This window comes from Microvirga sp. BF8, from assembly GCF_059888585.1.
This window is the reverse complement of sequence record NZ_CM187619.1, coordinates 4,078,669-4,102,077: the sequence shown is the minus strand read 5'-3', so window position 1 is coordinate 4,102,077 and position 23,409 is coordinate 4,078,669. Positions and strand designations below refer to the sequence as shown.

Sequence of the window (23,409 nt, the reverse complement as noted above, 5' to 3'; positions counted from 1 at the left end):
GTCCTCCCTTATTCCGCCGCCATCGGCATGCGCGCCTTCTGTGCAGCCCGCCACACGGCCTGCGGTGTTGCAGGCATGGCAATGTCCTCGTGGCCGAGCGCATCCGTGATCGCGTTGATGACGGCTGGTGGCGCAGCGATGGCGCCAGCCTCGCCGCAGCCCTTGATCCCAAGCGGATTTGAAGGGCATGGCGTCACCGTCATGCCGACCTGGAATGACGGCAGGTCGATGGCACGGGGCATGCAATAGTCGTTATAGCTGGCGGTCACGAGCTGGCCGCTCTCGTCATAGATTGCTCGTTCCAGAAGCGCCTGCCCGACACCCTGGGCGATGCCGCCGTGAACCTGCCCTTCAACGATCATCGGATTGATGATCACCCCGAAGTCGTCCACCGCCGTCCAGCGTTCAATCTTGGTGACCCCCGTATCGGGATCGATTTCCACCTCACAGATATGGACGCCCGCCGGGAAGGTGAAGTTCGTAGGATCGTAGAACGCTCCCTCCTTCAGTCCAGGCTCCAGGTCCTGGCCGGAGAACTTGTGGGCGACGTAGGCCTGTAGCGCCACTTCTCCGAAACCGAGCGTCCGGTCCGTTCCAGCGACTCCGAATTTGCCGTCCTTGAACTCGATGTCGCCCTCGGCCGCCTCCAGGACATGGGCGGCCACCTTCTTGCCCTTCGCAACCACCTTGTCGAGCGCTTTGGCGATGGCCGACATGCCAACTGCGCCTGACCGCGATCCGTAGGTTCCCATGCCGAACTGCACCTTGTCGGTGTCGCCATGGACGATGCTGACCTGATCGATCGGAATCCCGAGACGGTCGGAGACGAGCTGGGCGAACGTCGTCTCATGGCCCTGGCCGTGGCTGTGGGAGCCGGTCAGCACCTCGACGGAGCCGGTGGGGTTCACACGCACCTCGGCGGATTCCCACAGGCCGACGCCCGCACCCAGTGATCCTACCGCCTGCGAAGGAGCTATTCCGCACGCTTCGATATAGCTCGAGAAGCCGATCCCCCGCAGCTTACCGCGGCGCGCGCTCTCACGCTTCCTTTCTCCGAAGTTCTTGTAGTCTGCGAGCTCCAGCGCCTTGTCGAGCGAGGCTTCATAATCTCCCGTGTCGTAGGTCATGATGACCGGGGTCTGGTGCGGAAATTCCCTGATGTAGTTCCGCCGGCGGAATTCCGCCGGATCCTGGCCAAGCTCGCGAGCCGTCTTCTCAATGAGACGCTCGACCACAAAGGTTGCTTCGGGCCGACCCGCGCCGCGATAGGCATCCACCGGCGCGGTGTTCGTATAGACGCCGTCCACCTCGCAATAGATCGCCGGAATGTCGTACTGGCCCGAAAGAAGAGGGGCGTAGAGATAGGTTGGGACGGATGATGAGAAGGTGGAGAGGTACGCGCCGAAATTGGCAATCGTCTGAACCCGTAAACCGAGGATCCTGCCATTCTCGTCCGTTGCCAATTCGGCATGCGTGACGTGGTCGCGGCCGTGCGCATCCGAAAGGAAAGCCTCGGTACGGTCCGACGTCCACTTCACCGGTCGCTTGACCTTCTTTGCAGCCCAGACGCACACGGTCTCCTCGGCATAGATGAAAATCTTCGAGCCGAATCCACCGCCGACATCCGGAGCGATCACACGCAGCTTGTGTTCCGGGGCAATGCCGATGAAGGCTGACAGAACGAGGCGGGCGACATGGGGATTCTGGCTTGTCGTATAGAGGGTATAGGTATCGGTTCCCGAATCGTATTCGCCGAGCGCCGCGCGCGGCTCGATCGCGTTGGGAATGAGCCGGTTGTTGACGAGGTCAAGCTTCGTGACGTGTTTTGCCTGCGCAAAGGCGGCTTCGGTCGCTCCCTTGTCGCCGAGATGCCAATTGAAAACGGTATTGTCGGACGAGACCTCGTGGACCTGGACGGACGAACTTCGTGCCCTGGCAGCATCGGCCACTGCGGGGAGGACATCGTAGTCGACCACGATCGCTTCCGCTGCATCCTTGGCCTGGGCCAGCGTTTCCGCGATCACGACCGCTACGTGATCGCCCACATAGCGGACCTTGCCTTGCGCGAGCGCCGGATGGGGCCCGGCCTTCATGGGTGTGCCATCCTTTGAATGGATCATCCATCCGCAGATGAGGCCGCCGATTTTATCTGCGGCGAGATCATCGCCCGTGAAGATGGCCACCACACCCGGCATGACCCGAGCCGCCTCGGTATCGATGGATCTGATCGTCGCGTGCGCATGCGGCGAGCGGAGGAAAAAGGCAGAGGTCTGGCCGGGTCGATTGAAATCATCCACATAACGTCCCTGGCCGGTGACGAAACGCTGGTCCTCCTTCCGGCGGACGGGCGCGCCGATCCCTGTCGCGGTCATGGTGTCCTCCTAGTCTGCCTATATTCAAGAGGTGGAAGCGGAGCGGGAACCTCGAAGGGTATGCCAGGGTCTAAGGAGATGGCTTCGAGGCTCGCCTGGCGCATACCTCTCGCTTGAGGGGCGTTCGCTTTAGACGAGCGTGCTGAGCATGCGCTATTCTGCAGCTTGCCTGAGGGGTGCCTGAGCCATCGCTCGGGCACCGGCGGCAACTGCCTTGACGATGTTGTGGTAGCCCGTGCAACGACACAGATTGCCTTCCAACTCGGCCCGAATGGTCTGCTCATCGAGTTCGGTCCCCTTTCGGCTCACGATGTCGATCGCGGACATGATCATGCCTGGCGTACAATAGCCGCATTGTAGCCCATGGTGCTCGCGGAAAGCCGCCTGCATGGGATGCAGCTCGCTGCCTTGGGCGATGCCTTCGATCGTCGTCACGATGCTGGCATCAGCCTGCACCGCGAGAACCGTGCATGATTTCACGGCTTGGCCGTTCAGATGCACGACACACGCGCCGCACTGGCTTGTATCGCAGCCTATATGTGTTCCGGTAAGACGAAGGTTCTCGCGTAGGAACTGCACGAGAAGGGTACGGGGATCGATATCTGCGGTGACGGGTTGACCGTTCACCGTCATCGAGACGGTGGCCATGCGTGACTTCCTCCTCGGACGCCGGCAACCCGGCCAACCTTAAGGTGGTCTCAGGCACCGGCGGGCTTATTCTCATTGGACCGGTCGAGCAGGGACGATCAGTCGAGGTCGAGTGTGAACCGTGCCGGGAGTACGGTCAAGCATTGAAATAAAGTACGAGGGACCGCAGGAACGGCCGTTCAGGCGGCATTCTCTTCGCTCGCGGCAGGCGAGAGAGCCTTGGCGAAATTCGCGAAGAATTCGTCGGCATATTTCTTTGCGACTCCGTTGACGACCCGTCCGCCAAGCTGGGCAATCTTGCCGCCGACCTGGGCTGCGACATCATAGAAGAGTTTGGTTCCATCCTCGGCATCCTCGAGCCGGACCTTCGCTCCGCCTTTGGCAAACCCGGCAACACCGCCCTGTCCTTCTCCGCTGATGGTATAGCTGTTCGGAGGATCGAGATCAGTCAGGCTTACGCCGCCCTTGAAGGTCGCCTTGACGGGACCGACGGCGATTTTCGCGGTTGCCCTGAATTCCGTATCGCTCACTTTCTCCAGGTCCTGGCAGCCGGGAATACACACCTTGAGGACGGCGGGATCGTTGAGCGCCGCCCACACCGCGGCCCGGTCGGCCGGCAACTTGACCTCGCCCTGCATCGTCATCGCCATGCCGCGCTCTCCCATCGTCAGACATCTCTGTGGCAGAGTATGGAGCAAATCAGGCAGCGCGCCACCGCCAAGTGTTGCTGCACTGCAATCCGGTTTTGATGCGCTGCGTCAATTGCAGGCCCTGGGCGACAAAAGGTGGATGCTGATCTCAAATTCGCGTTCGTTCGGGCTTGAACAAGCCGCCGATTTGCCCGGCATCCTGTGCCGGTTCATGGTATCACTTCCGTTCCATGCCATCGGCGAGACATCCTGGTTAGCCCCCCGAGGTTTCCAGAAATCGCGGTGCTGGCCGCCTGTCCTGCCATGTGCGTTTCGGGCTGGCTGTATTCCGGTTGCAGTCCCTGTGCCGGGGATGGCAGTATCGGCTTGCAGCTTGTGCCTTAGAGGCATCGCTATTGTCTGGAGATTGCAATGCTCTCGACGGATACGGACATTCTCAAGATGGCTGAACTCTGGCGGCGCCGGGACAAGGGCGTTGCGCTTGCGACCGTGGTCGAGACCTGGGGCTCGGCGCCTCGCCCTGTCGGCAGCCATCTCATCGTTGATGAGGATATGAACTTTCTCGGATCTGTTTCCGGCGGATGTGTTGAAGGCGCAGTCATCACCGAGGCCCTGGACATCATCGCGGACGGGAAGCCCCGGATGCTGGAGTTCGGCGTTGCGGACGAAACAGCCTGGCAGGTGGGACTTTCATGCGGCGGGCGGATCAGGGTCTATGTGGAGCGGGTAGACTGAGGCGGCCATATCGGGAACAGCAATGCCGTTCCTCACCGGGGCTCCGATGCAGGGACGGTATGGTCGACGCCAGGGCCTGTCTACGTTGAAGAGGATCGTTTCGATGATTTTGGACGCCATTTCGCCAGGAGGTTGAGGAAGGCGCATGCAACTGAGCCTCCTATCCGATCTCAACGCGGAGAGGGCAGCCCGACGGGCTGCGGTTCTCATCACCGATTTGGCGTCGGGAGAGCAGCGCCTTGTTCGCGAACAAGAAGCTGCGGGAGATCCCCTATCCAGCGAGCTGCAGCAATTTCTGCGCCAGGGCAAAAGCGGCCTGGTGGAGCGGGGCGGCCGCCAATTCTTCCTGACCGTGCAGGCCCCGCCCGTACGGGCTGTCATCATCGGCGCCGTCCATATCAGCCAGGCTCTCGCTCCCATGATGAAGGGACTTGGTCTCGAGGTTACAATCATCGATCCACGTACCGCCTTTGCCACTCCAGAAAGGTTTCCAGACATCTCGGTACGGGCAGAGTGGCCGGATTCGGTCCTGCCGGATTTGAAACTCGATCGTCATACTGCACTGGTGGCGCTCACTCACGATCCGAAAATCGACGATCCGGCGCTCGCCGCCGCCTTGGGCTCCCAATGCTTCTACATTGGAGCGCTCGGCTCGAGGAAAACTCATGAGCGACGGGTTCAGCGGCTTGTCGAGGCGGGCTTCACGGAGGCGGACCTTGGTCGCATCCATGCTCCCATCGGGCTCGACATCGGCGCTGCCGTACCTGCGGAGATTGCCGTGTCGATTCTCGCCGAGATTATTTCAACGCTGCGAAAAGAGCGGAGGCAGTCCGCGTGAAGTTCGGCCTTGTCCCCGTAGAGGAGGCTGTTGGCGCGTTGGCGGCTCACAGCGTACGGGCAGGCGAAACAATGGTGAGGAAGGGGTGCCTCATCTCATTGGAAATCGCGACGCAGCTGAAGCAGGCTGGCGTCGAGAGGATCATCGTCGCACGGCTGGAACATGATGACATCGGCGAGGACAGGGCGGCCTGCCGGCTCGCCGATGCCCTTGCAGGAGAGAATATCCTCGTCGAAAAACCGTTTACAGGACGCTCCAACCTCTATGCCGGGACCTCAGGGATTCTCCTGATCGACATCGATGCGATCAATGGCATCAATGCCATTGATGAGGCCATGACCGTTGCGACCTTGCCATCCTGCAAGCCGGTCGTCGCGGGCGAGATGATCGCTACCGTCAAGATCATCCCCTACGCGATCCCTGAGTTTTTGCTGGAGAACGGCATCGCCAGGGCGGGTAGGGGGGCCTTGCGCATCGCTCCCTATGCGCGCCGACATGTCGGTGTCATCTCGACGGTTCTGCCGGGGCTCAAGCCGACCGTGATCGATAAGACGGTTGCCGTGCTCGCCAAGCGCTTGCAGCCGGCGAATGCAACCATTGTCCGGGAACGCCGCGTACCCCATGAGGCGACTGCGCTGGCACAGGAGCTGGCGGACCAAGTTGCAGGCGACACGCAGCTCGTCGTCGTGTTCGGTGCCTCTGCCATCGCTGACCGCCGCGACGTCATTCCTTCTGCGATCGAGATGGCCTGTGGGCATGTGGAGCACTTTGGAATGCCCGTGGATCCGGGAAACCTGCTTCTCCTCGGCTCCATCGCAGGCAAGCCGATCCTTGGTGCTCCCGGCTGCGCTCGCTCCTCGAAAGAAAATGGATTCGATTGGATTCTGCATCGCGTCCTGGCAGATATTCCTGTCACCCGCGCCGATATCATGGCCCTCGGCGTCGGGGGCCTCCTCATGGAGATCGTGAGCCGGCCGCAGCCGCGTGCCGGAGGCGAGAGCGGGACGAGAGATGAGTGACGTGGCGGCTATCATCCTCGCCGCCGGGCGCGGCACGCGATTCGGCGATTCCCCGAAGCTGCTGGCTTCCCTTGGCGGCAAGTCCTTGGTGCGCCACGTGGCCGAGGCTGCGGTCGGTTCCTTGGCCGATCCTGTGATCGTGGTGACCGGCCATCGTGCCGGGGAGATCGAAGCTTCGCTGGAAGGGCTACCGGCCGAAATTGTCCGAAACACCGATTTCGCGAGCGGACTCTCGACGTCGTTGAAGGCAGGGTTTGCGGCGCTGCCTTCCGAAGCCCGGGCTGCCGTAATCCTCCTCGGGGACATGCCGCTCATCACGACCGATCTGATCGATACCCTTGTACGAACATGGCAAGCGAAGGGCGAGCCCGTGGCGTTGATCCCGACACTGAACGGCAAACGCGGCAATCCGGTCGTGGTGTCGCGTGTCCTTGAAGGCATGATCCAGGCGCTTTCAGGGGATGTGGGCGCAGGTCCGGGCCTTCGCGGGCGAAGCGACGTCATGGAGTGGCCGACGACGGACCCTGCCATCCTCCTGGATGTCGACACACCGGACGGAATGAGCAGCCTCCGACCTTAGGCTGAACCGGCTTCGCCGCATCGAGGAAGCGCGCAACCGAGAGCCCACCGATGCGGAGCCTTTGCTTAACGGCAAACTCGTTGAGCTTGGCCATGCATTGCTTTCCAGGCCGAACCTGGGAGGGCAGCCTTGCCCTTCCCGGGCCTCTTCAGCAATGCGTCAGACGTCGAGATTCGCCACGGAGAGAGCATTCTCCTGAATGAACTCGCGGCGGGGTTCCACTACGTCTCCCATCAGCTTGACGAACAGGTCGTCCGCATCGGTAACGTCCTTCACTCGGACCTGCAGGAGCGAGCGCACGTCGCGATCGAGGGTGGTTTCCCAGAGCTGCTGTGCGGTCATCTCTCCGAGGCCCTTGTAGCGCTGGAGCGTCAGCCCCTTGCGGCCGGTGGTAAGGACCGAGCTGAACAGCGTCTGAGGCCCGTCGATCTGCATCTCGTCGCCCTTGCGTACGAGGGTCGCCGGCTTGGCATAGACATCCTGCAGGGAGGCCGCGCGCTCGTCGAGCTTCTTGGCTTCCTGGCTGGCGATCAGGGCCTGGTCCAGTGTCGCGACCTGGCGCACGCCACGGACGGTCCGGAAGAAGACGTAGCCGCCATCGCGCACCTCGCCCGCCCAGCCGCGTTCGAGCTCGTCCGAGATCGTATCGAGGCGCTGGGCGATATAGGCGGCCGCGGCCGGTCCCCGCTCCGGATCCTCCACCACGTCCGGACGCAGCGCGCCGGCAATCGCCGCCTGCTCCACAGCCTTGCGATTATAGCGCGTATGCAGGCCGGAAAGGACATGCCGCACGAGGCGCGCCTCGTCGATCAGGCCCTTGAGCTGCTCGCCCTGGAATTCCAGGCCCGAGGCCAGGCGCAGCGATGCGCTGTCGATGCCCGCATCGATGAGGAAATCCTCAAGGGCGCGCTCGTCCTTGAGATAGATCGCATGCTTGCCGCGCGTCGCCTTGTAGAGTGGCGGTTGGGCGATGTAGATGTGGCCGCGCTCGATCAGCTCCGGCATCTGCCGGAAGAAGAACGTGAGCAGCAGCGTTCGGATATGGGAGCCGTCCACATCCGCATCGGTCATGATGATGATGCGGTGGTAGCGCAGCTTGTCGGGATTGAACTCCTCGCGGCCGATGCCGGTGCCGAGCGCAGTGATCAGCGTGCCGATCTCCTGGGACGACAGCATCTTGTCGAAACGCGCGCGCTCGACGTTGAGAATTTTTCCGCGCAGGGGCAGCACGGCCTGGAAGGCGCGGTCACGACCCTGCTTGGCGGAGCCGCCGGCCGAGTCGCCCTCGACGAGCAACAACTCGCATTTCGATGGGTCGCGCTCCTGGCAATCAGCGAGCTTGCCGGGAAGCGATGCGATATCGAGCGCGCCTTTCCTGCGCGTCAGCTCGCGGGCCTTGCGTGCCGCCTCTCGGGCGGCCGCAGCCTCGACGACCTTGCCGACGAGAGTCCTGGCCTCGGCGGGATGCTCCTCGAGCCAGTTGCTGAGAGCTTCGTTCAGAACGTTCTCGACGGCCGGACGGACTTCGGACGAAACGAGCTTGTCCTTTGTCTGCGATGAGAATTTCGGATCCGGCACCTTCACGGAGACCACGGCTGTCAGCCCCTCGCGGCAATCGTCGCCGGTGAGAGAAACCTTTTCCTTCTTCGTGAGCCCGGAGGATTCCGCATAGCCGTTGACCTGGCGGGTCAGGGCCGCACGAAAGCCTGCGAGATGCGTTCCGCCATCCCGCTGCGGGATGTTGTTCGTGAAGCAGAGCACGTTCTCGTGGTAGCTGTCATTCCACCACAGGGCAGCCTCGACGCCGATGCCGTCCCTTTCGGAACGGATCATGACCGGCTGCTGAATGAGGGGCGTCTTGGCACGGTCGAGATAGCGCACGAAGGCCTCGACGCCGCCTTCGTACATCAGCTCCTCGCGCTTGCGCTCCGCATGGCGGTTGTCGGTGAGGATGATGCGTACGCCCGAGTTCAGAAAGGCGAGTTCGCGGAGGCGATGCTCGAGGGTGGCATAGTCGAACTCCACCATGGTGAAGGTTTCCGGGCTCGGCAGGAAGGTCACCTCCGTGCCGCGCTTGCCTTCCGCATCGCCGACCACGACCAGCGGAGCCACTGCATCGCCGTTGCGGAACTCCATGAAATGTTCTTTGCCGTTACGGTAGATGCGCAGGCGCAACCAGGTGGAAAGCGCGTTCACCACCGACACGCCGACGCCGTGGAGACCGCCGGAGACCTTGTAGGAATTCTGGTCGAATTTACCGCCGGCATGAAGCTGGGTCATGATGACCTCGGCGGCCGAAACGCCCTCTCCCTGATGGATATCGGTGGGGATGCCACGGCCGTTGTCGGTCACGGTGACCGAACCGTCGGCATTGAGCGTGACGGTCACCTCTGTCGCGTGGCCGGCGAGAGCCTCGTCGATGGCGTTGTCCACCACCTCGTAGACCATGTGATGCAGGCCCGAGCCGTCGTCGGTATCGCCGATATACATGCCGGGCCGCTTGCGCACCGCGTCAAGGCCCTTGAGCACCTTGATCGATTCCGCGCCATAGGCGTCGACATTCACGTTGATTGCGGGTTCGGCCATTGAGGATCCTTCGGAGCGCGGCGGGAAAAATGGATGCGCGCCCCATGTTTGATTCGTTGAATCAACTATTTAGTCATTCCCGGTTGAAATTTCACCCCCACGCGCGTATGCGCGCGTGAAAAGGCGCCGGAATCCACGAAAAACAATCGAATCGGGAGCCAGCCCGAGGTCTTCCGCTGCGGAAGCGGGATGCAATCCTACCGCGCCGCCACCGCGGCCGCAGCGCCTGCCATGACGGTGCCGGTGGTCCGGTTGAGGATCCGGAGGGCCCGGGGGCTGGTAAAGAGCCGGCGAGCCCTGGAAGCGAGCACGATATAGGCGCCCAGTACGACGGCCAGAACGCTCAGGGTCGCGAGCACGAGCTCCGCATAGCCGAGCAGGCCCACCCGGGTGAGGTCGAGGATGGTCGGCAGGAGTGCCAGATAGAACACCATGACCTTCGGGTTGCCCATGGTCACGGCGAAGCCTCCGAAGAACAGCTTGAGCGGATGCTCGGCCTTGCCGTCCGCCACCACGGCCCGAGCCGTCGCCGGTGCCGTCCAGAGCCTGTAGGCGATATATAGGAGGTAGGCTGCGCCCGCGTACTTGATCACGAGGAAGACGCCATGGAACGTTTGCGCCAGGGCGGCAAGGCCGACGATGGCAAAGGTCAGCCAGACCACGTCGCCGATCGCAAGGCCCGCGCCAAAGGCGGCAGCACCCCGTGTTCCGCGCCCCAGGACCCGCGCCACGATGGCGGCGATACCCGGGCCCGGCGAGGCGGCGGCGATGAAGAGCGCCGTAGCGAAGACCAGAATGCCTGCAAGATCCATGACGATGCACCGGAAATGGCGAAAGTGGGCGTCAGGGGCTTATACGACGGTCCAGGCCCTCACGCCAGCGCCGGGGCGGCCGCAAGTCAATCGTTCTGGTTGTAGATCGAGCCGGGGAGCACCTGGAGCAGATCGGCACGGCCGGCGAGTTCTGCGAAAAGCCCAGGGTCCGCCCCCGTCATCCAGACCTGGCCGCCCAGGGATTCCAGGGTGTCGAACAAGCCGGCCCGTCGCTTCGGGTCGAGATGGGCCGCGACCTCGTCGAGGAGGATGAAGGGCGCGATCCCGCTCATGCTGCCGACGAGCCTCGCATGGGCGAGGACGAGGCCGATGAGCAGCGCCTTCTGCTCCCCTGTGGAGGCCATGCTGGCCGGAATATCCTTCGGCCCGTGGCGCACGAGAAGGTCGGTTGCCTGGGGCCCGATCAGCGCCCGCCCGGCCGCCCGATCCCGGGCGCGGGCGTCACGCAGCATGGCACGATAGCGGTCCTCAGCATCGACGGCCGGTAAGGTCGCGACCAGAGCGTCGATTTCGCCCTCCAGGGTCAGGGTGGCGAAGGGAAAGGGCGAGGCATCGTCCCGGGTGGCGAGGATCAGGGCCGCCAGTCGCTCGACGGTCTCCCGGCGCGCCGCCGCCACGGCGATGGCGAGCTCCGCCACCTCCCGTTCGAGGGCATCGAGCCAGAGCCGATCGTCGGGCGTGTCCTCGAGAACCCGGTTGCGCGAGCGCAGGGCCCGCTCGAGCGCGTTCACCCGGGTGCCGTGCTCGGCATCGACGGCCAGGACGAGCCGGTCGAGAAAGCGGCGGCGGTCGCCCGCGGGGCCCCGGAACAAGGCATCGAGATCCGGGGTCAGCCAGACGATGCGCAGATGCTCGGCAAAGGCGGCCGGAGAGGAGGCCGGCATGCCGTCGATGCGACAGATCCGCGAGGCGCGAACCTCGTCGCCCGTCCGCTCGAGACCGGTGCCGAGCCGGTGCTCGCCATAGGGTGTTTCCAGGGTCAGTGAAACGGCAAAGGATCCGGCGCCGCCGTGGCGCGTCATGTCGGAGAGTTCCGCGCGCCGCAGGCCGCGTCCCGGCATGAACAGGGAGATCGCCTCCAGGACGTTGGTCTTGCCGGCGCCATTCTCGCCGACCAGAGCCACGAGCGGACGCGAGACTGCCAGGTCCAGGCTCGCATAGGTGCGAAAATCCTGAAGCATCAGGCGCGTGATCAGGGAAGCGGCGGGGGGCGCAGGGGGCATGTCAGATCTCAGCCCCTTTTCCGGGACTCCCCCAAAAAGATCAAGCGCGGCCGTCGTGGCCCGGCATATTTTGGCGCGGGCCGAAGCATTTCAACGGGACAGCACGGGAGGCCCATGGAAGGCTCGGCAATGGACTCGAACGATCCTGGGAGGAGAACGATGATTGCCGTGATTTTCGAAGTCGAGCCGCGCGACGGGCATCGCGACGAGTATCTCGATATCGCTGCCTCGCTGCGCCCGCTCCTCGATGGCATCGACGGTTTCATCTCGGTGGAGCGGTTTGCGAGCCTGACCCGGCCTGGAAAGATCCTCTCGCTCTCCTTCTGGCGTGACGAAGCCGCGGTGAAGGCTTGGCGAATGCAGGCCGAGCATCGCATGGCGCAAGCGCGGGGCCGGGACGGGATCTTCGATCATTATCGTCTGCGCGTCGCAGAGGTGTCGCGCGATTACGGCCTGAATGACAGGGACCAACTTCCGTCCGACCTGCTCCCGGTTCCGCGCCATGGGGATCCTGCGCGCACGGATTGAGGCCGCCCCGCGTCCTGAGCCCGGCTCTCCGAATGCGCGTTGCCTTTCGCTGCGGACCCGATCCACGCCGCCCGGTGGACCTGGGCGGCGCGATCACGAAGGGCGGGCAACGCCTACACCCGCATCGGCATCAGCACGTAGAGCGCTGAAGCGCCCTCGCGATCCTGCACCACCGTCGGGGAGCCGGGATCTGCCAGCTTGAACAGAGCGGTATCGCCATCGAGCTGGGCCGTGATGTCGAGGAGATAACGGGCGTTGAAGCCGATATCGATCGGCGCGGCATCGTAGTCGACTTCGATTTCTTCCGTCGCGCTGCCGGAATCCGGATTGTTGACGGTGAGCGTCAGGCGTCCGTCGTTGAGAGCGAGCTTCACCGCCCGGCCGCGCTCCGACGAAATGGTCGAGACCCGGTCCACCGCCTTGGCGAAATCGGCGCGCTCCACCGTGAGCAGCTTGTCGTTGCCGGCGGGAATGACGCGCTGATAGTCGGGGAAGGTCCCATCGATGAGCTTGGAGGTCAGCACCACGCCGTCGAAGGTCAGGCGGATCTTGGCCGAGGAGAGCTCGAGCGTCACGGATTCGCTGCCGTCCTCCACGAGCTTGACAATCTCTGCCACGGCCTTGCGCGGAATGATGATCCCAGCCATGCCCTCGGACCCCTGAGGCGCCGGCAGCTCGACCCGGGCGAGCCGGTGGCCGTCGGTCGCCACGGCGCGCAGCATGGTCGTGCCCGAGACGTCGATCGTGTGCAGGAAAATGCCGTTGAGGTAATAGCGCGTTTCCTCGGTCGAGATCGCGAACTGCGTTTTCTCGATCAGGCGCTTGAGGTCGGCGGCAGCCAGCGTGAAACGATGGGGAAGATCGCCGGCGGCGAGATCCGGGAAATCGCTCTCCGGGAGCGCCTGCAGCATGAAGCGGGAGCGGCCGGAGCGGATCTGCATCTGCCCCGTGTCGCCGGGGGTCTCCAGGGAGACCTGGGCTCCGTCGGGCAATTTGCGGACGATATCGTAGATCATGTAGGCGGGGACAGTGGTCGAGCCCGCATCCGTGATGTCGGCCGGGATCGTCTCTGTCACCTCGATATCGAGGTCCGTCGCCTTGAGGCGCAGGGTTCCTTCCTCTCCACGCAGGAGGACATTCGACAGGATCGGGATGGTGTTGCGGCGCTCAACGACCCGGTGAACATGCCCGAGTGCCTTCAGGAGAGCGGCGCGCTCGACAGTAACTCTCATAGCCCAACACCCATTCTCGTTGGAATTATTGGCCGGCGATCCGGCAGGTGGACGGATCCCAAGGGCCGGGAAGATTGGCGAAGGTCGCCAGCAAAAGCAAGCTCCGGCCGAGCTTTCCTCAACAGGGCGCGTAGGCCGTCGGGCCTGATCCCGGACCGGGAGGCGGGAGCTGACGCCGGTCCCGGCGCCCTGACGCGCCCGGCCCGGCGCCGGAGCTTATTCCTGCAGCATACGCTTGAGAAGCTCGACCTCGTCGGAGAGGGCGTTGTCCTCCCCCAGAGCCTTCTCGATCTTGCGCACCGCATGGAGAACGGTGGTGTGGTCACGCCCACCGAAGCGGCGCCCGATCTCGGGCAGGGAGCGAAGGGTCAGCACCTTCGACAGATACATGGCGATCTGGCGGGGCCGCACCACTGCGGCGGTCCGGCGCTCGGACAGGATATCGGAACGGGAGACGTTGTAGCGGGAGGCTACGAGCTTCTGAATGTCCTCGATCTTGACCCGTTTGGGCTCGCGGTTGCGAACCAGGTCGCGGATTGCGGCCTCCGCAGTCTCGAGCGTGATGGCGGAGCCGGTCAGGGTCGCGTGGGCGAGCAGCCGGTTCACTGCGCCTTCGAGATCGCGACCATTGGCGGTGATGGCGCGCGCCACATAGGAGACCACGCTCGGGCTGACCTCGAAGGTGGGATGGACGGCCCTCAATGCCTCAATGCGGGTCGTGAGGATCGAGGCGCGCAGGGCCTCGTCCAGGGCCCCGACCTCGACTACGAGGCCGCCCGCAAGGCGCGAGCGCACGCGCTCGTCCAGGCTCTCGAGATCCGCCGGCGGGCGATCCGAGGCAACGACGATCTGGCGCCCGGCGTCGATCAGGGAGTTCAGGGTATGGCCGAATTCCTGCTGGATCTGCTTGCCCTGGATGAATTGGACATCGTCGAGAATGAGCAGGTCGATGCCGCGCAGGCGCTCCTTGAAAGCGAGCGAAGTCTGCGCCTTCAGGGACGCGACGAAGCCATACATGAAACGGTCTGCGGTGAGATAGATGACCCTGCGGCCCTGGCTGCGCACCTCGTGACCGATGGCATGGAGAAGATGGGTCTTGCCGAGGCCGACACCCGCGTGGAGATAGAGCGGGTTGTAGATGGCCTGGCCGTTCTGGGCATGGGCCACCCGGTCGGCGGCCGCATGGGCGAGGGCATTGGAGCGTCCGACGATGAAGCTCTCGAACGTGAGGCGCGGATCGAGCGGAGCGCCGCCGAGATCGGACGCATCGTTTCGTTCCTCCTGGTGGGAGGGAAGGACGGGCTTGGCCTCGTGGACCGCGGGAGCGCTCACCGGGACCGGAGACGCACTCGGACCGGCGGCCGGCCGTGCGGCCGCCTCGATCATGCGGCGTTGGGCTGTCCCTTCGCGGCCCGTGGTGCTGCGCACGCCGATCATCACGCGCTCCACATTCTTCGCTTCGGCGCGATAGAGGGCGAGCACCCGGTCGGTGTAATGGGATTCGATCCAGCTCTTCAGGAAGCGGGTCGGCACCGTCAGATAGGCGCAGCCATCGACGACCGCATCGAGTTCGAGCCGTCCGAACCAGCTGGCGAAGATATCCTCGCCCAGCTCCGCCCGGAGCCGCCGTTTGACCCTGGCCCAAATATCGGGCGCGCTCTGTTCGCCCGACGCCTCGATACCGCTCTCGTTCGGAGCGGCATAGGTGCGATGATCCTCGCTGCGATACATCAATATCCCCTCCAAGAGGTTCTCCCCGTCCCAGGCAGAGAACCCCTACGCCAAAGCCTGTCTCAACGTCAGGGACAGACCTACGCCAGGTTTCTTGAAAACCTAGCGCCCCCAATACTAACGATGATTATTGTTTTACGCTTAAGTACAGATGATCGAGATCGATCACTTGCTTCCCATCCCCTCAAGCTTTTTCAAGTGAAACCACAAAAAGGGGGTGAGCTTTCTCTTGCTTCTTAATTCTTGAAACAATGCCCTATCCCCACCGTTGAGTGTTCTACCTTGCGACTTGAGTGAATGACTTCGGGCCGCCGAAGTGAGATTGACCTTACACAGGGGGGTAGGGTCGAGCAATACGGCCGAGTCGGTCGAATCGGGCCAGAGCAACTCCCAAACCTCCCGCAATCCCGTCCACAGCTTTTCCGCCGGGGCCATAAAGTCCTGACTCTCCAATTGATTCACAGTTCCATCACAGCTTGGCAGCAGGCCTGAAAAAGAGTTTCCCCGCAACCTTGATTCAGGAGCGATTCGCGGCGGGCTCGTGCCTGATTCCGATGCTTTGCGAAGCTTTGCCTGCTAAGCTCTTGAACTTGATGGCAGTTTCCTGCGCATTTTAAAGTCGCGCCCGGCGGCAAATCACCCCTCCAACGGACATGAGAGTCAAGGGGCAATGTGGATAAAGCGAGCGCCTCGAAAGCTGTGCGCGGACATGAAAAAACCCGGCGCTCAGGCCGGGTTCTTCCATTCTCGAATTGAGACGGCGAAAGCCGTTTTCAGGCGCTCAGCGTCTTGATGCGCTGTGCCAGGCGGGACACTTTCCGCGATGCCGTATTCTTGTGCACGATGCCCTTCTGGGCGGCGCGCATGAGCTCGGGCTCGGCGGACCGAAGCGCGGCGACGGCCTCGTTCTGGTTGCCGGAGGCAATCGCCTCCTCGACCTTACGGATGAAGGTCCGCATACGGCTGCGGCGCGAGCGGTTGACCGCGGTGCGCTTCGCGATCTTGCGGGTCATCTTCTTGGCCGACACGGTGTTGGCCATGGCCAGTCCTCGTTCTCTAAAATCCGACACGGTCGAGCCGGAGATTCCGGCGTGAGACGGCGATCGGTTGATTGCATGGAAACCGAAGAGCCCGCGGGGCGCGCGGGCTCATGTGGGGCGGCTTATACCGGCGTGTATGCCGAACGTCAACGCTTAGCGGGGTTTGCGTGTCAAAAAAGCGCTTCGAGCCCCAGCCGCCACGGATTGGCGGGGTCGAGAAGAAGCTTGAGCGCCATCAGGCTCGAGACCACAACCAGCAGCGGACGGATGATTTTGGCTCCGTGGCGCAGGGCCAGCCTGGAGCCGATCTGCGCTCCGAGCAGCGAGGCGACGGCCATCACCAGCCCGACCGGCCAGACCACGGCGCCAGTCGCCGCATAGAGAAACAGGCTGCCGAGATTGCTGCTGAGGTTGAGCAGCTTGGTATGGGCCGTCGCCCGAACCACGCCGTAGCCGAGAAGGGTGACGAAGGCGAGCATATAGAAGGAGCCGGCGCCGGGACCGAAAATGCCGTCGTAGAATCCCACCGCCACCGGCGCTGTCAGGCCGAAGGTGAGAGCGGTCATGCGGGCATGGGCATCCTCGTTCCGCACCTTGGGCGACAGGGCGAAGAACAGGGCAATGGCGATCAGGAGGAGCGGGATCAGCCCGTCGAGAACGGGCTTGGGCAGAAACCGGACGCAGAGCGCACCGGCCACCCCGCTCAGGAAGGCGATGATCGAAAAGCGCCAGGCCGAGGACCATGCGATCAGACCCTTGCGGCCGAACGTATAGGTGGCCGAGGCAGCGGCAAACGCGCCCTGCACCTTGTTGGTGGCGATCGCCTGGGCCGGGTCGAACCCGGCGATCATCAGGGCGGGAACCGTGAGGAGCCCGCCGCCGCCGGCGATGGAATCGACAAATCCGGCCAGCAGAGAAATGGCGGCCAAGGCCGCCATCGTGTCGAGGTCCAGGGGGGCCACGGATCAGCGGTCGGTGAACTGGGGCGCACGCTTCTCGACGAAGGCGGCCATGCCCTCCTTCTGGTCGGCTGTGGCGAACATGGCATGGAAGACGCGACGCTCGAAGCGGATGCCCTCGGACAGAGACACCTCGTCGGCGCGGTTGATGGTCTCCTTGGTCATCATGACGATGGGCTGGGACATGGAGGCGATGGTTTCCGCGGTCTTCAGCGCCTCGGCGAGAAGTTCGGCCGTCGGCACGATCCGCGCCACGAGGCCGGAGCGCTCGGCTTCCTCTGCCCCCATCATGCGGCCTGTCAGACACATCTCCATGGCCTTGGCCCGGCCGACGAGGCGGGTGAGCCGCTGGGTACCCCCCATGCCGGGCATGACGCCGAGCTTGATTTCGGGCTGGCCGAACTTGGCGTTCTCGGCGGCGATGATGAAGTCGCACATCATGGCGAATTCGCAGCCTCCACCCAGCGCGAAGCCCGCGACCGCCGCGATCATGGGCTTGCGCCGGTTCGCCACCCGGTCCCAGCCGCCGAACTGGTTGTCGGCATAGACCTGCGGATAGGTGAGGGCCGCCATCTCCTTGATGTCGGCTCCGGCGGCGAAGGCTTTTTCCGAGCCGGTCACCACGATGCAGCCGATCCCGGCATCGGCTTCGAACCCGTCAAGGGCATGGTTGACCTCGCCGAGCAGGGTCGAGTTGAGCGCATTCAGCGCCTGCGGTCGGTTGAGGGTGATGAGCCCGACCTTGCCGCGGGTCTCGACGATGATCGTTTCATAAGCCATGCCGTCGCCTCCTCGATGGAGGCTCACCGGTAGGCGAGGTGCTTGTGGCAGGCAAGAAAAAATCGTGAAAGGCATCCAGGCCGGCCGTGGTGGTCCAGCATCCACGGCCGACCGGGCGGTCTTCCTCAGCGCGCCACCAGCCGGCGATAGAGATGCCAGGTCGAATGACCGAGGATGGGGATGACGACTGCGAGGCCGAAGAAGAGGGGGATGAAGCCGATGAAAAGCAGCGCGGCCACGATCAGGCCCCACACGGCCATGGGTCCGGGATTGGCACCCACCGCCTGAAGCGACGTCTGGACTGCCGTGGCGGCACTGACATTGCGGTCGAGGAGCATGGGGAAGGACACCACGCTGATCGAGAGCACGAGCGCGCTGAAGACCAGTCCGACGGCGTTCCCGACGACGATCATCGTCCAGCCCTGACGGGTCGTGAGGACCTCCTGCAGGAACGCCATGATCGAGGTGGGGACGGAGTTGCCATAGATCGTGTGATAGAGCGCCTGTGCCGTGGCAAGCCAGAGGAGCAGGATCACCACGAGCAGCACGCCAAGGGCGGCGATGGAGCCGATCGAAGGCGAGCGCAGGACCCGCGAGGCTTGCGCCAAGGTCAGCTCCTCGCCCCGTTCGCGGCGACGGCTCAGCTCATACAGACCAATGGCGGCGAAGGGACCGACCAGGGCAAAGCCGGCGACCAGGGGAAAGAGCAGCGGCAGGACGTTGTTGCCGAAAATGGCGCCTGCGAGAAAAAGGCCGAGAATGGGATAAATCAGGGCAATGAAGAAGGCGTGCGTCGGCATCGCCATGAAATCGTCGATCCCGCTGCGGAGCGCCTCTTTGAGATCCGCCATGCCGATGGTCCGCACAACGGGATTGTCCAGCGCAGAGCCTACGCCGGGCATCGCATGGAGTTTCGCCATAGCCATAACCTCCGAGAACCTCTGTTCGGGCAGTCACGACGCCGACGTGGTGCAGTGGGCCTTTGCCCCCGGGAGGCCGCTGACAACGCGGAGCCACAATCTGCCCATCGACGCATCCAGTGTAGCTGCGTTCGCGGGATCTGTCTCCTAGGGGGCTCTCACACGCCTGTCATTCCGGGCCGGCGCTGAGTTTCGTTCCGGAATGACGGAACGCATCACGGCAATTTCTACCGTTGGCAGGTGGGGCAATAGAAGGTCGAGCGTCCCGCCTGCACGAGGCGCGCGACCGTCCCCGTGCAACCGGGTGTGACGCAGGGTTCGCCCTCGCGGTCATAAACCCGGAAACGATGCTGGAAGTAGCCCAGCGACCCGTCGACCTGGGCGTGGTCGCGCAGGGTCGAGCCGCCCGCCTCGACGGCCTCGTTGAGCACATCGCGGATGACCTCCGCCAGCCGATGCGCCTCGGCTTTCGGCTTGCCACTGGCCGTGGCAAGGGAGCCCGCAGGGGCCTCCGGGTGGAGCCCGGTGCGGAATAGCGCTTCGCAGACATAGATGTTGCCGAGGCCGGCGATGAGGCGCTGGTCGAGCAGCGCCGCCTTCAGAGGCGCGCGTTTGCCCGCAAAGAGCTGCGCAATGGCCTCGCCCGACAGGGCATTCCCGAGAGGTTCGATGCCCATCCCCTTGAAATGCCGGGAGGTCTCGACCCCTGACCGTGGCACCAGGTCCATGAATCCGAAGCGACGCGTGTCGTTGTAGGTGACGGTCGCGCCATTCGACAGGGCGAAGACCACGTGGTCATGGGCGCCGACGGTCCCATGTTCATGGTGAAAGTCCCCCGGCGTCACGGTCCCGCCGGCCTGCCTGACGAGAAAGCGCCCCGACATGCCGAGATGCATCACCAGGACTTCCCCCGAGGACAGATCGGCCAGGAGGTACTTGGCGCGGCGGCCCAGGGCGGTCACTTCCTGTCCCTCGAGCCGCTCCACGAACCGTTCGGGAAAGGGAAAGCGCAGGTCGGGCCGGCGCTGGACCACTTTCGTGAACCGCGCCCCTACCATGGCGGGCTCCAGGCCCCGGCGGACGGTTTCGACTTCGGGGAGTTCGGGCATCAACCATCTCTTCGCGTCAGGAGGCTCCTTACATAGCCATCCGGGCCCTCTTCCGCTATGGATCGCGGCAACAGGCGACGAGAGGTGTGAGAGATGACCGACGAGAAGACCCATTTCGGGTTCCAGTCCGTGCCGCTCGACGAAAAGCAGGGCCGGGTCAACGAGGTCTTCCATTCGGTGGCCGATCGGTACGACCTGATGAACGACCTCATGTCGGCCGGACTCCACCGGCTCTGGAAGAACGCACTGGTGTCCATGCTTCGCCCGCCGCGGGACCGCTCCTTCCGCCACCTCGATGTGGCGGGCGGCACCGGGGACGTCGCGTTCCGCATCCTCGACGCCGGAGGCCCGCAGACCCACGTTACTGTCCTCGACATCAATGGCGACATGCTGAAGGTCGGCCAGGAGCGGGCAGGCCGTCCGTATGACGGGCGCATCGATTTCGTCGAGGCGAACGCGGAGGCCCTGCCGCTCGGATCGAAGGCCTTCGATGCCTACACCATTGCTTTCGGCATCCGGAACGTGCCGCGCATCGATGCGGCCCTGCGCGAAGCGCACCGTGTGCTCAAGCCCGGCGGACGCTTCCTGTGCCTCGAATTCTCGAAGGTGGACGTGCCCGGCCTCGACCGGATCTACGATGCCTATTCCTTCAATGTGATCCCGCGGCTCGGCCGGATGGTGACGGGCGATTCCGAATCCTACCAGTATCTCGTCGAATCGATCCGGCGCTTCCCGCCCCCGGCCGCCTTCGCCCGAATGATCGAGGAGGCCGGATTCAAACGTGTCACCCACCGCCCCCTGACGGGCGGAATCGTCGCGATCCACTCCGGCTGGAAGATCTGACGTGATCGGCAGCCTCGTCCATCTCTCCCGCAACCTGCGTGCCGGCTTCATTCTGGCGCGCGAAGGCGCGCTGGCGCTGATCGACCCCAACGTCCTGCCGCCGGCGGCGCGGATCGGCCTGCGCTTCGCCCGCATGATCGAACGACGACAGGCGGGCGACGGCGCGGCGCGGCTCTCGGCCGCCCTGACCCGGCTGGGACCGTCCTACGTGAAGTTCGGCCAGTTCCTCGCGACACGGCCCGACATCGTCGGCGTCGCAGCCGCCCGCGACCTGGAACACCTGCAGGACCGCATGCCGCCGTTCCCTCGGAAAGACGCGGTGCGCATGGTGGAGCTGGCGCTGGGCCGTCCCGTCGGGGAGCTCTTTCTCGAGTTCAGCGAGCCGATCGCGGCAGCATCCATCGCCCAGGTCCACAAGGCCGTCATCCGGACCCCGGAAGGGCCGCTGACGGTGGCGGTGAAGGTGGTCCGGCCCGGCGTGCGCGAGGGCTTCGCCCGCGACCTCCAGGCCATGCGCGCAGCCGCACGCCTGTTCGAGCGCCTCGTGCCGGATGCGAAACGCCTGAAGCCTGTCGAGGTCGTCGAGGCGCTCGCCCGCTCCGTCTCCGTGGAGATGGACCTGCGCCTCGAAGCGGCCGCCGTCTCGGAGCTGGGAGAGAACACGAAGGACGATCCCGATTTCCGCGTGCCGAAGCCGGAATGGGATCTCACCGCCCGCGACGTGCTCACCATCACCTGGATCGACGGGATCCGCCTCAACGACATTGGGCGGATCGAGGCCGCGGGCTTCGACCGGGTCGCCCTGGCACGCACGGTGATCCAGTCGTTCCTGCGCCACGCCATCCGCGACGGTTTCTTTCACGCGGACATGCATCCGGGCAACCTGTTCATCGACCCGCAGGGCCGTCTCGTCGCGGTGGATTTCGGCATCATGGGCCGGCTCGGCATGAAGGAGCGGCGTTTCCTGGCCGAAATTCTCCTCGGCTTCATCCGGCGCGACTATCTGCGGGTCGCGCGGGTGCATTTCGAGGCGGGCTACGTGCCGCCGCACCATTCGGTGGAGGATTTCGCGCAGGCTCTGCGCGCCATCGGAGAGCCGATCCATGACCGGCGCGCCGACGAAATTTCCATGGCGAAGCTGCTCTCGCTGCTTTTCGAGATCACCGCCCTGTTCGACATGGCGACGCGCATCGAGCTCGTCATGCTGCAGAAGACCATGGTGGTGGTGGAGGGCGTCGCCCGCAATCTCGATCCGCGGCTCGACATGTGGACCACCTCGGAGCCGGTCGTGCGGGATTGGATCGAGCGCCATCTCGGGCCCATCGGCCGGATCGAGGAGATGGGGTCCGGCCTCGCGACGCTCGCCGGGCTGGCCGCCGACGTGCCGGACATGGCCCTCCGCGCCAAGCGGGTTCTGAACCAGCTGGAGGACGTGACGGCGCAGGGCGTTCCCCTTCACAAGGACAGTGTCTCCGGCATCGGACGCGCGGAGGCGCGTGGCAACCGGTGGAGCACGGTGGCCTTGTGGATCATCGCGCTGTCGCTGATGATCATGCTGATACGGGGTTACTGAGACATGGCGCTGTCGGGCAAAAGGATCCTTCTCGTCATCGGCGGCGGCATCGCGGCTTACAAGTCCCTCGACCTCATCCGCCGCCTGCGCGAGCGTGGTGCGTCCGTGCGCTGCATCCTGACCGCCGGTGCGCAGCACTTCATCACGCCGCTCGCGGCCTCCGCCATTTCCGGCCAGCGCACCCATACGGATCTCTTCGACCGGGAAGATGAGGCCGATATCGGCCATATCCGGCTCGCCCGCGATGCGGATCTGGTCGTCGTCGCGCCTGCCACCGCCAATCTCATGGCGAAGATGGCGGGCGGGCATGCGGACGATCTGGCCTCGACCGTGCTGCTCGCCACCACGCTGCCGATCCTGATCGCGCCGGCCATGAACGTGCGCATGTGGCTGCATCCGGCGACGCAGCGCAATCACGCGACGCTGCGCGCGGACGGCGTGGCGGTCGTCGGGCCGAACGAGGGCGCCATGGCGGAAGCGGAGACCGGGCCGGGCCGCATGGCCGAGCCGCTGGAGATCGTCGCCGCCGCCGAGAATATGCTCAGCCCGTCCGGGCCGCTCGCCGGCAAGCATGTCCTCGTGACGGCGGGGCCGACCCACGAGCCCATCGATCCGGTGCGCTACATCGCCAACCGCTCCTCCGGGAAGCAGGGATACGCCATTGCCCGCGCCGCTGCCGAAGCGGGTGCACGGGTTACGTTGGTTTCCGGCCCGGTCGATCTTCCCGATCCACCGGGGATCTCCACCGTGCATGTGGAGAGCGCCCGGGAGATGTTGCAGGCCGTCGAGCGCGCATTGCCCGCCGATATCGGCATCTTCGCCGCCGCCGTCGCCGACTGGCGGGTCGACCGTGCGGGTGATCAGAAGATCAAGAAGAATGCTGGCGCCCTGCCGGAGCTGCGCCTGACGGAAAACCCTGACATTCTCGCGACCATCTCCCGGCGCAACGAGGGCCGTCCGCCGCTCATGGTCGGGTTCGCCGCCGAGACGGAGCACGTGATCGAGCATGCCCGGCAGAAGCTTGCCAAGAAGGGCTGCGACCTCATCATCGCCAACGACGTGTCGGCGGAGACGGGTGTGATGGGCGGCGACAGCAACACGGTTCATCTTGTCAGCGCGTCGGGCGTCGAGACATGGCCGACGCTCTCGAAGACGGATGTTGCGCGCACACTGGTCGAGCGCCTCAGTCGGATGGCGGGGAGTGCATGAG

At 64.3% G+C, this 23,409-nt stretch carries 21 protein-coding genes; 8 read left to right on the top strand and 13 right to left on the bottom strand.

What is annotated here, in order from left to right; translation table 11 throughout:
• Positions 1-8: 8 nt before the first annotated feature.
• The 3 genes from AC522E_RS19315 to AC522E_RS19305 form a co-directional block, all read right to left on the bottom strand.
• Positions 9-2,372 (bottom strand): xanthine dehydrogenase family protein molybdopterin-binding subunit, encoded by a 2,364-nt coding sequence (locus AC522E_RS19315; RefSeq protein ID WP_500747851.1) that lies wholly within the window; start codon positions 2,370-2,372, stop codon positions 9-11.
• A 153-nt stretch (positions 2,373-2,525) separates the two neighbouring features.
• Entirely contained in the window at positions 2,526-3,020 is a 495-nt protein-coding gene (locus AC522E_RS19310; protein ID WP_500747850.1) for a (2Fe-2S)-binding protein, read from the bottom strand.
• 179 nt (positions 3,021-3,199) lie between these two features.
• Entirely contained in the window at positions 3,200-3,670 is a 471-nt protein-coding gene (locus AC522E_RS19305; protein WP_500747849.1) for an SRPBCC family protein, read from the bottom strand.
• Positions 3,671-4,081: 411 nt separating this feature from the next.
• On the opposite strand from AC522E_RS19305, the gene AC522E_RS19300 reads away from it, so the two are divergent.
• The 4 genes from AC522E_RS19300 to AC522E_RS19285 all read left to right on the top strand — a co-directional run bounded on the left by AC522E_RS19300 (position 4,082) and on the right by AC522E_RS19285 (position 6,842).
• Positions 4,082-4,405: an XdhC family protein gene (locus tag AC522E_RS19300; protein WP_500747848.1), complete on the top strand. Its 324-nt coding sequence runs from the start codon at positions 4,082-4,084 to the stop codon at positions 4,403-4,405.
• A gap of 145 nt (positions 4,406-4,550) precedes the next feature.
• Complete coding sequence (locus AC522E_RS19295; RefSeq protein ID WP_500747847.1) at positions 4,551-5,243, top strand: XdhC family protein; 693 nt, start codon at positions 4,551-4,553, stop codon at positions 5,241-5,243.
• A complete protein-coding gene (locus tag AC522E_RS19290) occupies positions 5,240-6,262 on the top strand; it encodes a molybdopterin-binding protein (RefSeq protein ID WP_500747846.1) in 1,023 nt (340 codons plus the stop codon). The genes AC522E_RS19295 and AC522E_RS19290 overlap by 4 nt, the downstream gene beginning before the upstream one ends.
• Complete coding sequence (locus AC522E_RS19285; RefSeq protein WP_500747845.1) at positions 6,255-6,842, top strand: nucleotidyltransferase family protein; 588 nt, start codon at positions 6,255-6,257, stop codon at positions 6,840-6,842. Before AC522E_RS19290 ends, AC522E_RS19285 begins: the two co-directional genes overlap by 8 nt.
• 159 nt (positions 6,843-7,001) lie before the next feature.
• Here the strand turns inward: AC522E_RS19285 and gyrB are convergent, their stop codons facing one another.
• The 3 genes from gyrB to recF form a co-directional block, all read right to left on the bottom strand.
• On the bottom strand, positions 7,002-9,428 hold the full coding sequence (gene gyrB, locus AC522E_RS19280) for a DNA topoisomerase (ATP-hydrolyzing) subunit B (protein WP_500747844.1): 2,427 nt from the start codon (positions 9,426-9,428) through the stop codon (positions 7,002-7,004).
• 197 nt (positions 9,429-9,625) lie between these two features.
• Positions 9,626-10,240 carry a LysE family translocator gene (locus tag AC522E_RS19275; protein ID WP_500747843.1) on the bottom strand — a complete coding sequence of 205 codons (615 nt, stop codon included), beginning with the start codon at positions 10,238-10,240 and terminating at the stop codon, positions 9,626-9,628.
• Positions 10,241-10,326: 86 nt separating this feature from the next.
• Positions 10,327-11,484, bottom strand: coding sequence for a DNA replication/repair protein RecF (recF, locus tag AC522E_RS19270; protein ID WP_500747842.1), 1,158 nt, complete (start codon positions 11,482-11,484; stop codon positions 10,327-10,329).
• A 159-nt stretch (positions 11,485-11,643) separates the two neighbouring features.
• On the opposite strand from recF, the gene AC522E_RS19265 reads away from it, so the two are divergent.
• On the top strand, positions 11,644-12,012 hold the full coding sequence (locus tag AC522E_RS19265; protein ID WP_500747841.1) for an antibiotic biosynthesis monooxygenase family protein: 369 nt from the start codon (positions 11,644-11,646) through the stop codon (positions 12,010-12,012).
• A 113-nt stretch (positions 12,013-12,125) separates the two neighbouring features.
• On the opposite strand, the gene dnaN is transcribed toward AC522E_RS19265, so the two are convergent.
• The 7 genes from dnaN to mutM form a co-directional block, all read right to left on the bottom strand.
• Complete coding sequence (gene dnaN / locus AC522E_RS19260; protein WP_500747840.1) at positions 12,126-13,244, bottom strand: DNA polymerase III subunit beta; 1,119 nt, start codon at positions 13,242-13,244, stop codon at positions 12,126-12,128.
• 216 nt (positions 13,245-13,460) lie between these two features.
• Positions 13,461-14,975 (bottom strand): chromosomal replication initiator protein DnaA, encoded by a 1,515-nt coding sequence (gene dnaA, locus AC522E_RS19255; protein ID WP_500750764.1) that lies wholly within the window; start codon positions 14,973-14,975, stop codon positions 13,461-13,463.
• 773 nt (positions 14,976-15,748) lie between these two features.
• On the bottom strand, positions 15,749-16,015 hold the full coding sequence (gene rpsT, locus AC522E_RS19250; RefSeq protein WP_500747839.1) for a 30S ribosomal protein S20: 267 nt from the start codon (positions 16,013-16,015) through the stop codon (positions 15,749-15,751).
• Between the two features lie 170 nt (positions 16,016-16,185).
• Positions 16,186-16,977 (bottom strand): TSUP family transporter, encoded by a 792-nt coding sequence (locus AC522E_RS19245; protein WP_500747838.1) that lies wholly within the window; start codon positions 16,975-16,977, stop codon positions 16,186-16,188.
• 3 nt (positions 16,978-16,980) lie between these two features.
• Complete coding sequence (locus tag AC522E_RS19240; RefSeq protein ID WP_500747837.1) at positions 16,981-17,754, bottom strand: enoyl-CoA hydratase; 774 nt, start codon at positions 17,752-17,754, stop codon at positions 16,981-16,983.
• A 125-nt stretch (positions 17,755-17,879) separates the two neighbouring features.
• Complete coding sequence (locus AC522E_RS19235) at positions 17,880-18,674, bottom strand: DUF2189 domain-containing protein (protein WP_500747836.1); 795 nt, start codon at positions 18,672-18,674, stop codon at positions 17,880-17,882.
• A gap of 227 nt (positions 18,675-18,901) precedes the next feature.
• Positions 18,902-19,783 (bottom strand): bifunctional DNA-formamidopyrimidine glycosylase/DNA-(apurinic or apyrimidinic site) lyase, encoded by an 882-nt coding sequence (gene mutM / locus AC522E_RS19230; protein WP_500747835.1) that lies wholly within the window; start codon positions 19,781-19,783, stop codon positions 18,902-18,904.
• Positions 19,784-19,876: 93 nt separating this feature from the next.
• Here mutM and ubiE point away from each other — a divergent pair, with 93 nt between their 5' ends.
• From ubiE to coaBC, 3 genes are read left to right on the top strand one after another with little or no spacing between them, the layout of a single operon-like run.
• Complete coding sequence (ubiE, locus tag AC522E_RS19225) at positions 19,877-20,626, top strand: bifunctional demethylmenaquinone methyltransferase/2-methoxy-6-polyprenyl-1,4-benzoquinol methylase UbiE (RefSeq protein ID WP_500747834.1); 750 nt, start codon at positions 19,877-19,879, stop codon at positions 20,624-20,626.
• A gap of 1 nt (position 20,627) precedes the next feature.
• A complete protein-coding gene (ubiB, locus tag AC522E_RS19220; RefSeq protein ID WP_500747833.1) occupies positions 20,628-22,199 on the top strand; it encodes a 2-polyprenylphenol 6-hydroxylase in 1,572 nt (523 codons plus the stop codon).
• 3 nt (positions 22,200-22,202) lie between these two features.
• Positions 22,203-23,408 carry a bifunctional phosphopantothenoylcysteine decarboxylase/phosphopantothenate--cysteine ligase CoaBC gene (gene coaBC, locus AC522E_RS19215; RefSeq protein WP_500747832.1) on the top strand — a complete coding sequence of 402 codons (1,206 nt, stop codon included), beginning with the start codon at positions 22,203-22,205 and terminating at the stop codon, positions 23,406-23,408.
• Position 23,409: the final 1 nt, after the last annotated feature.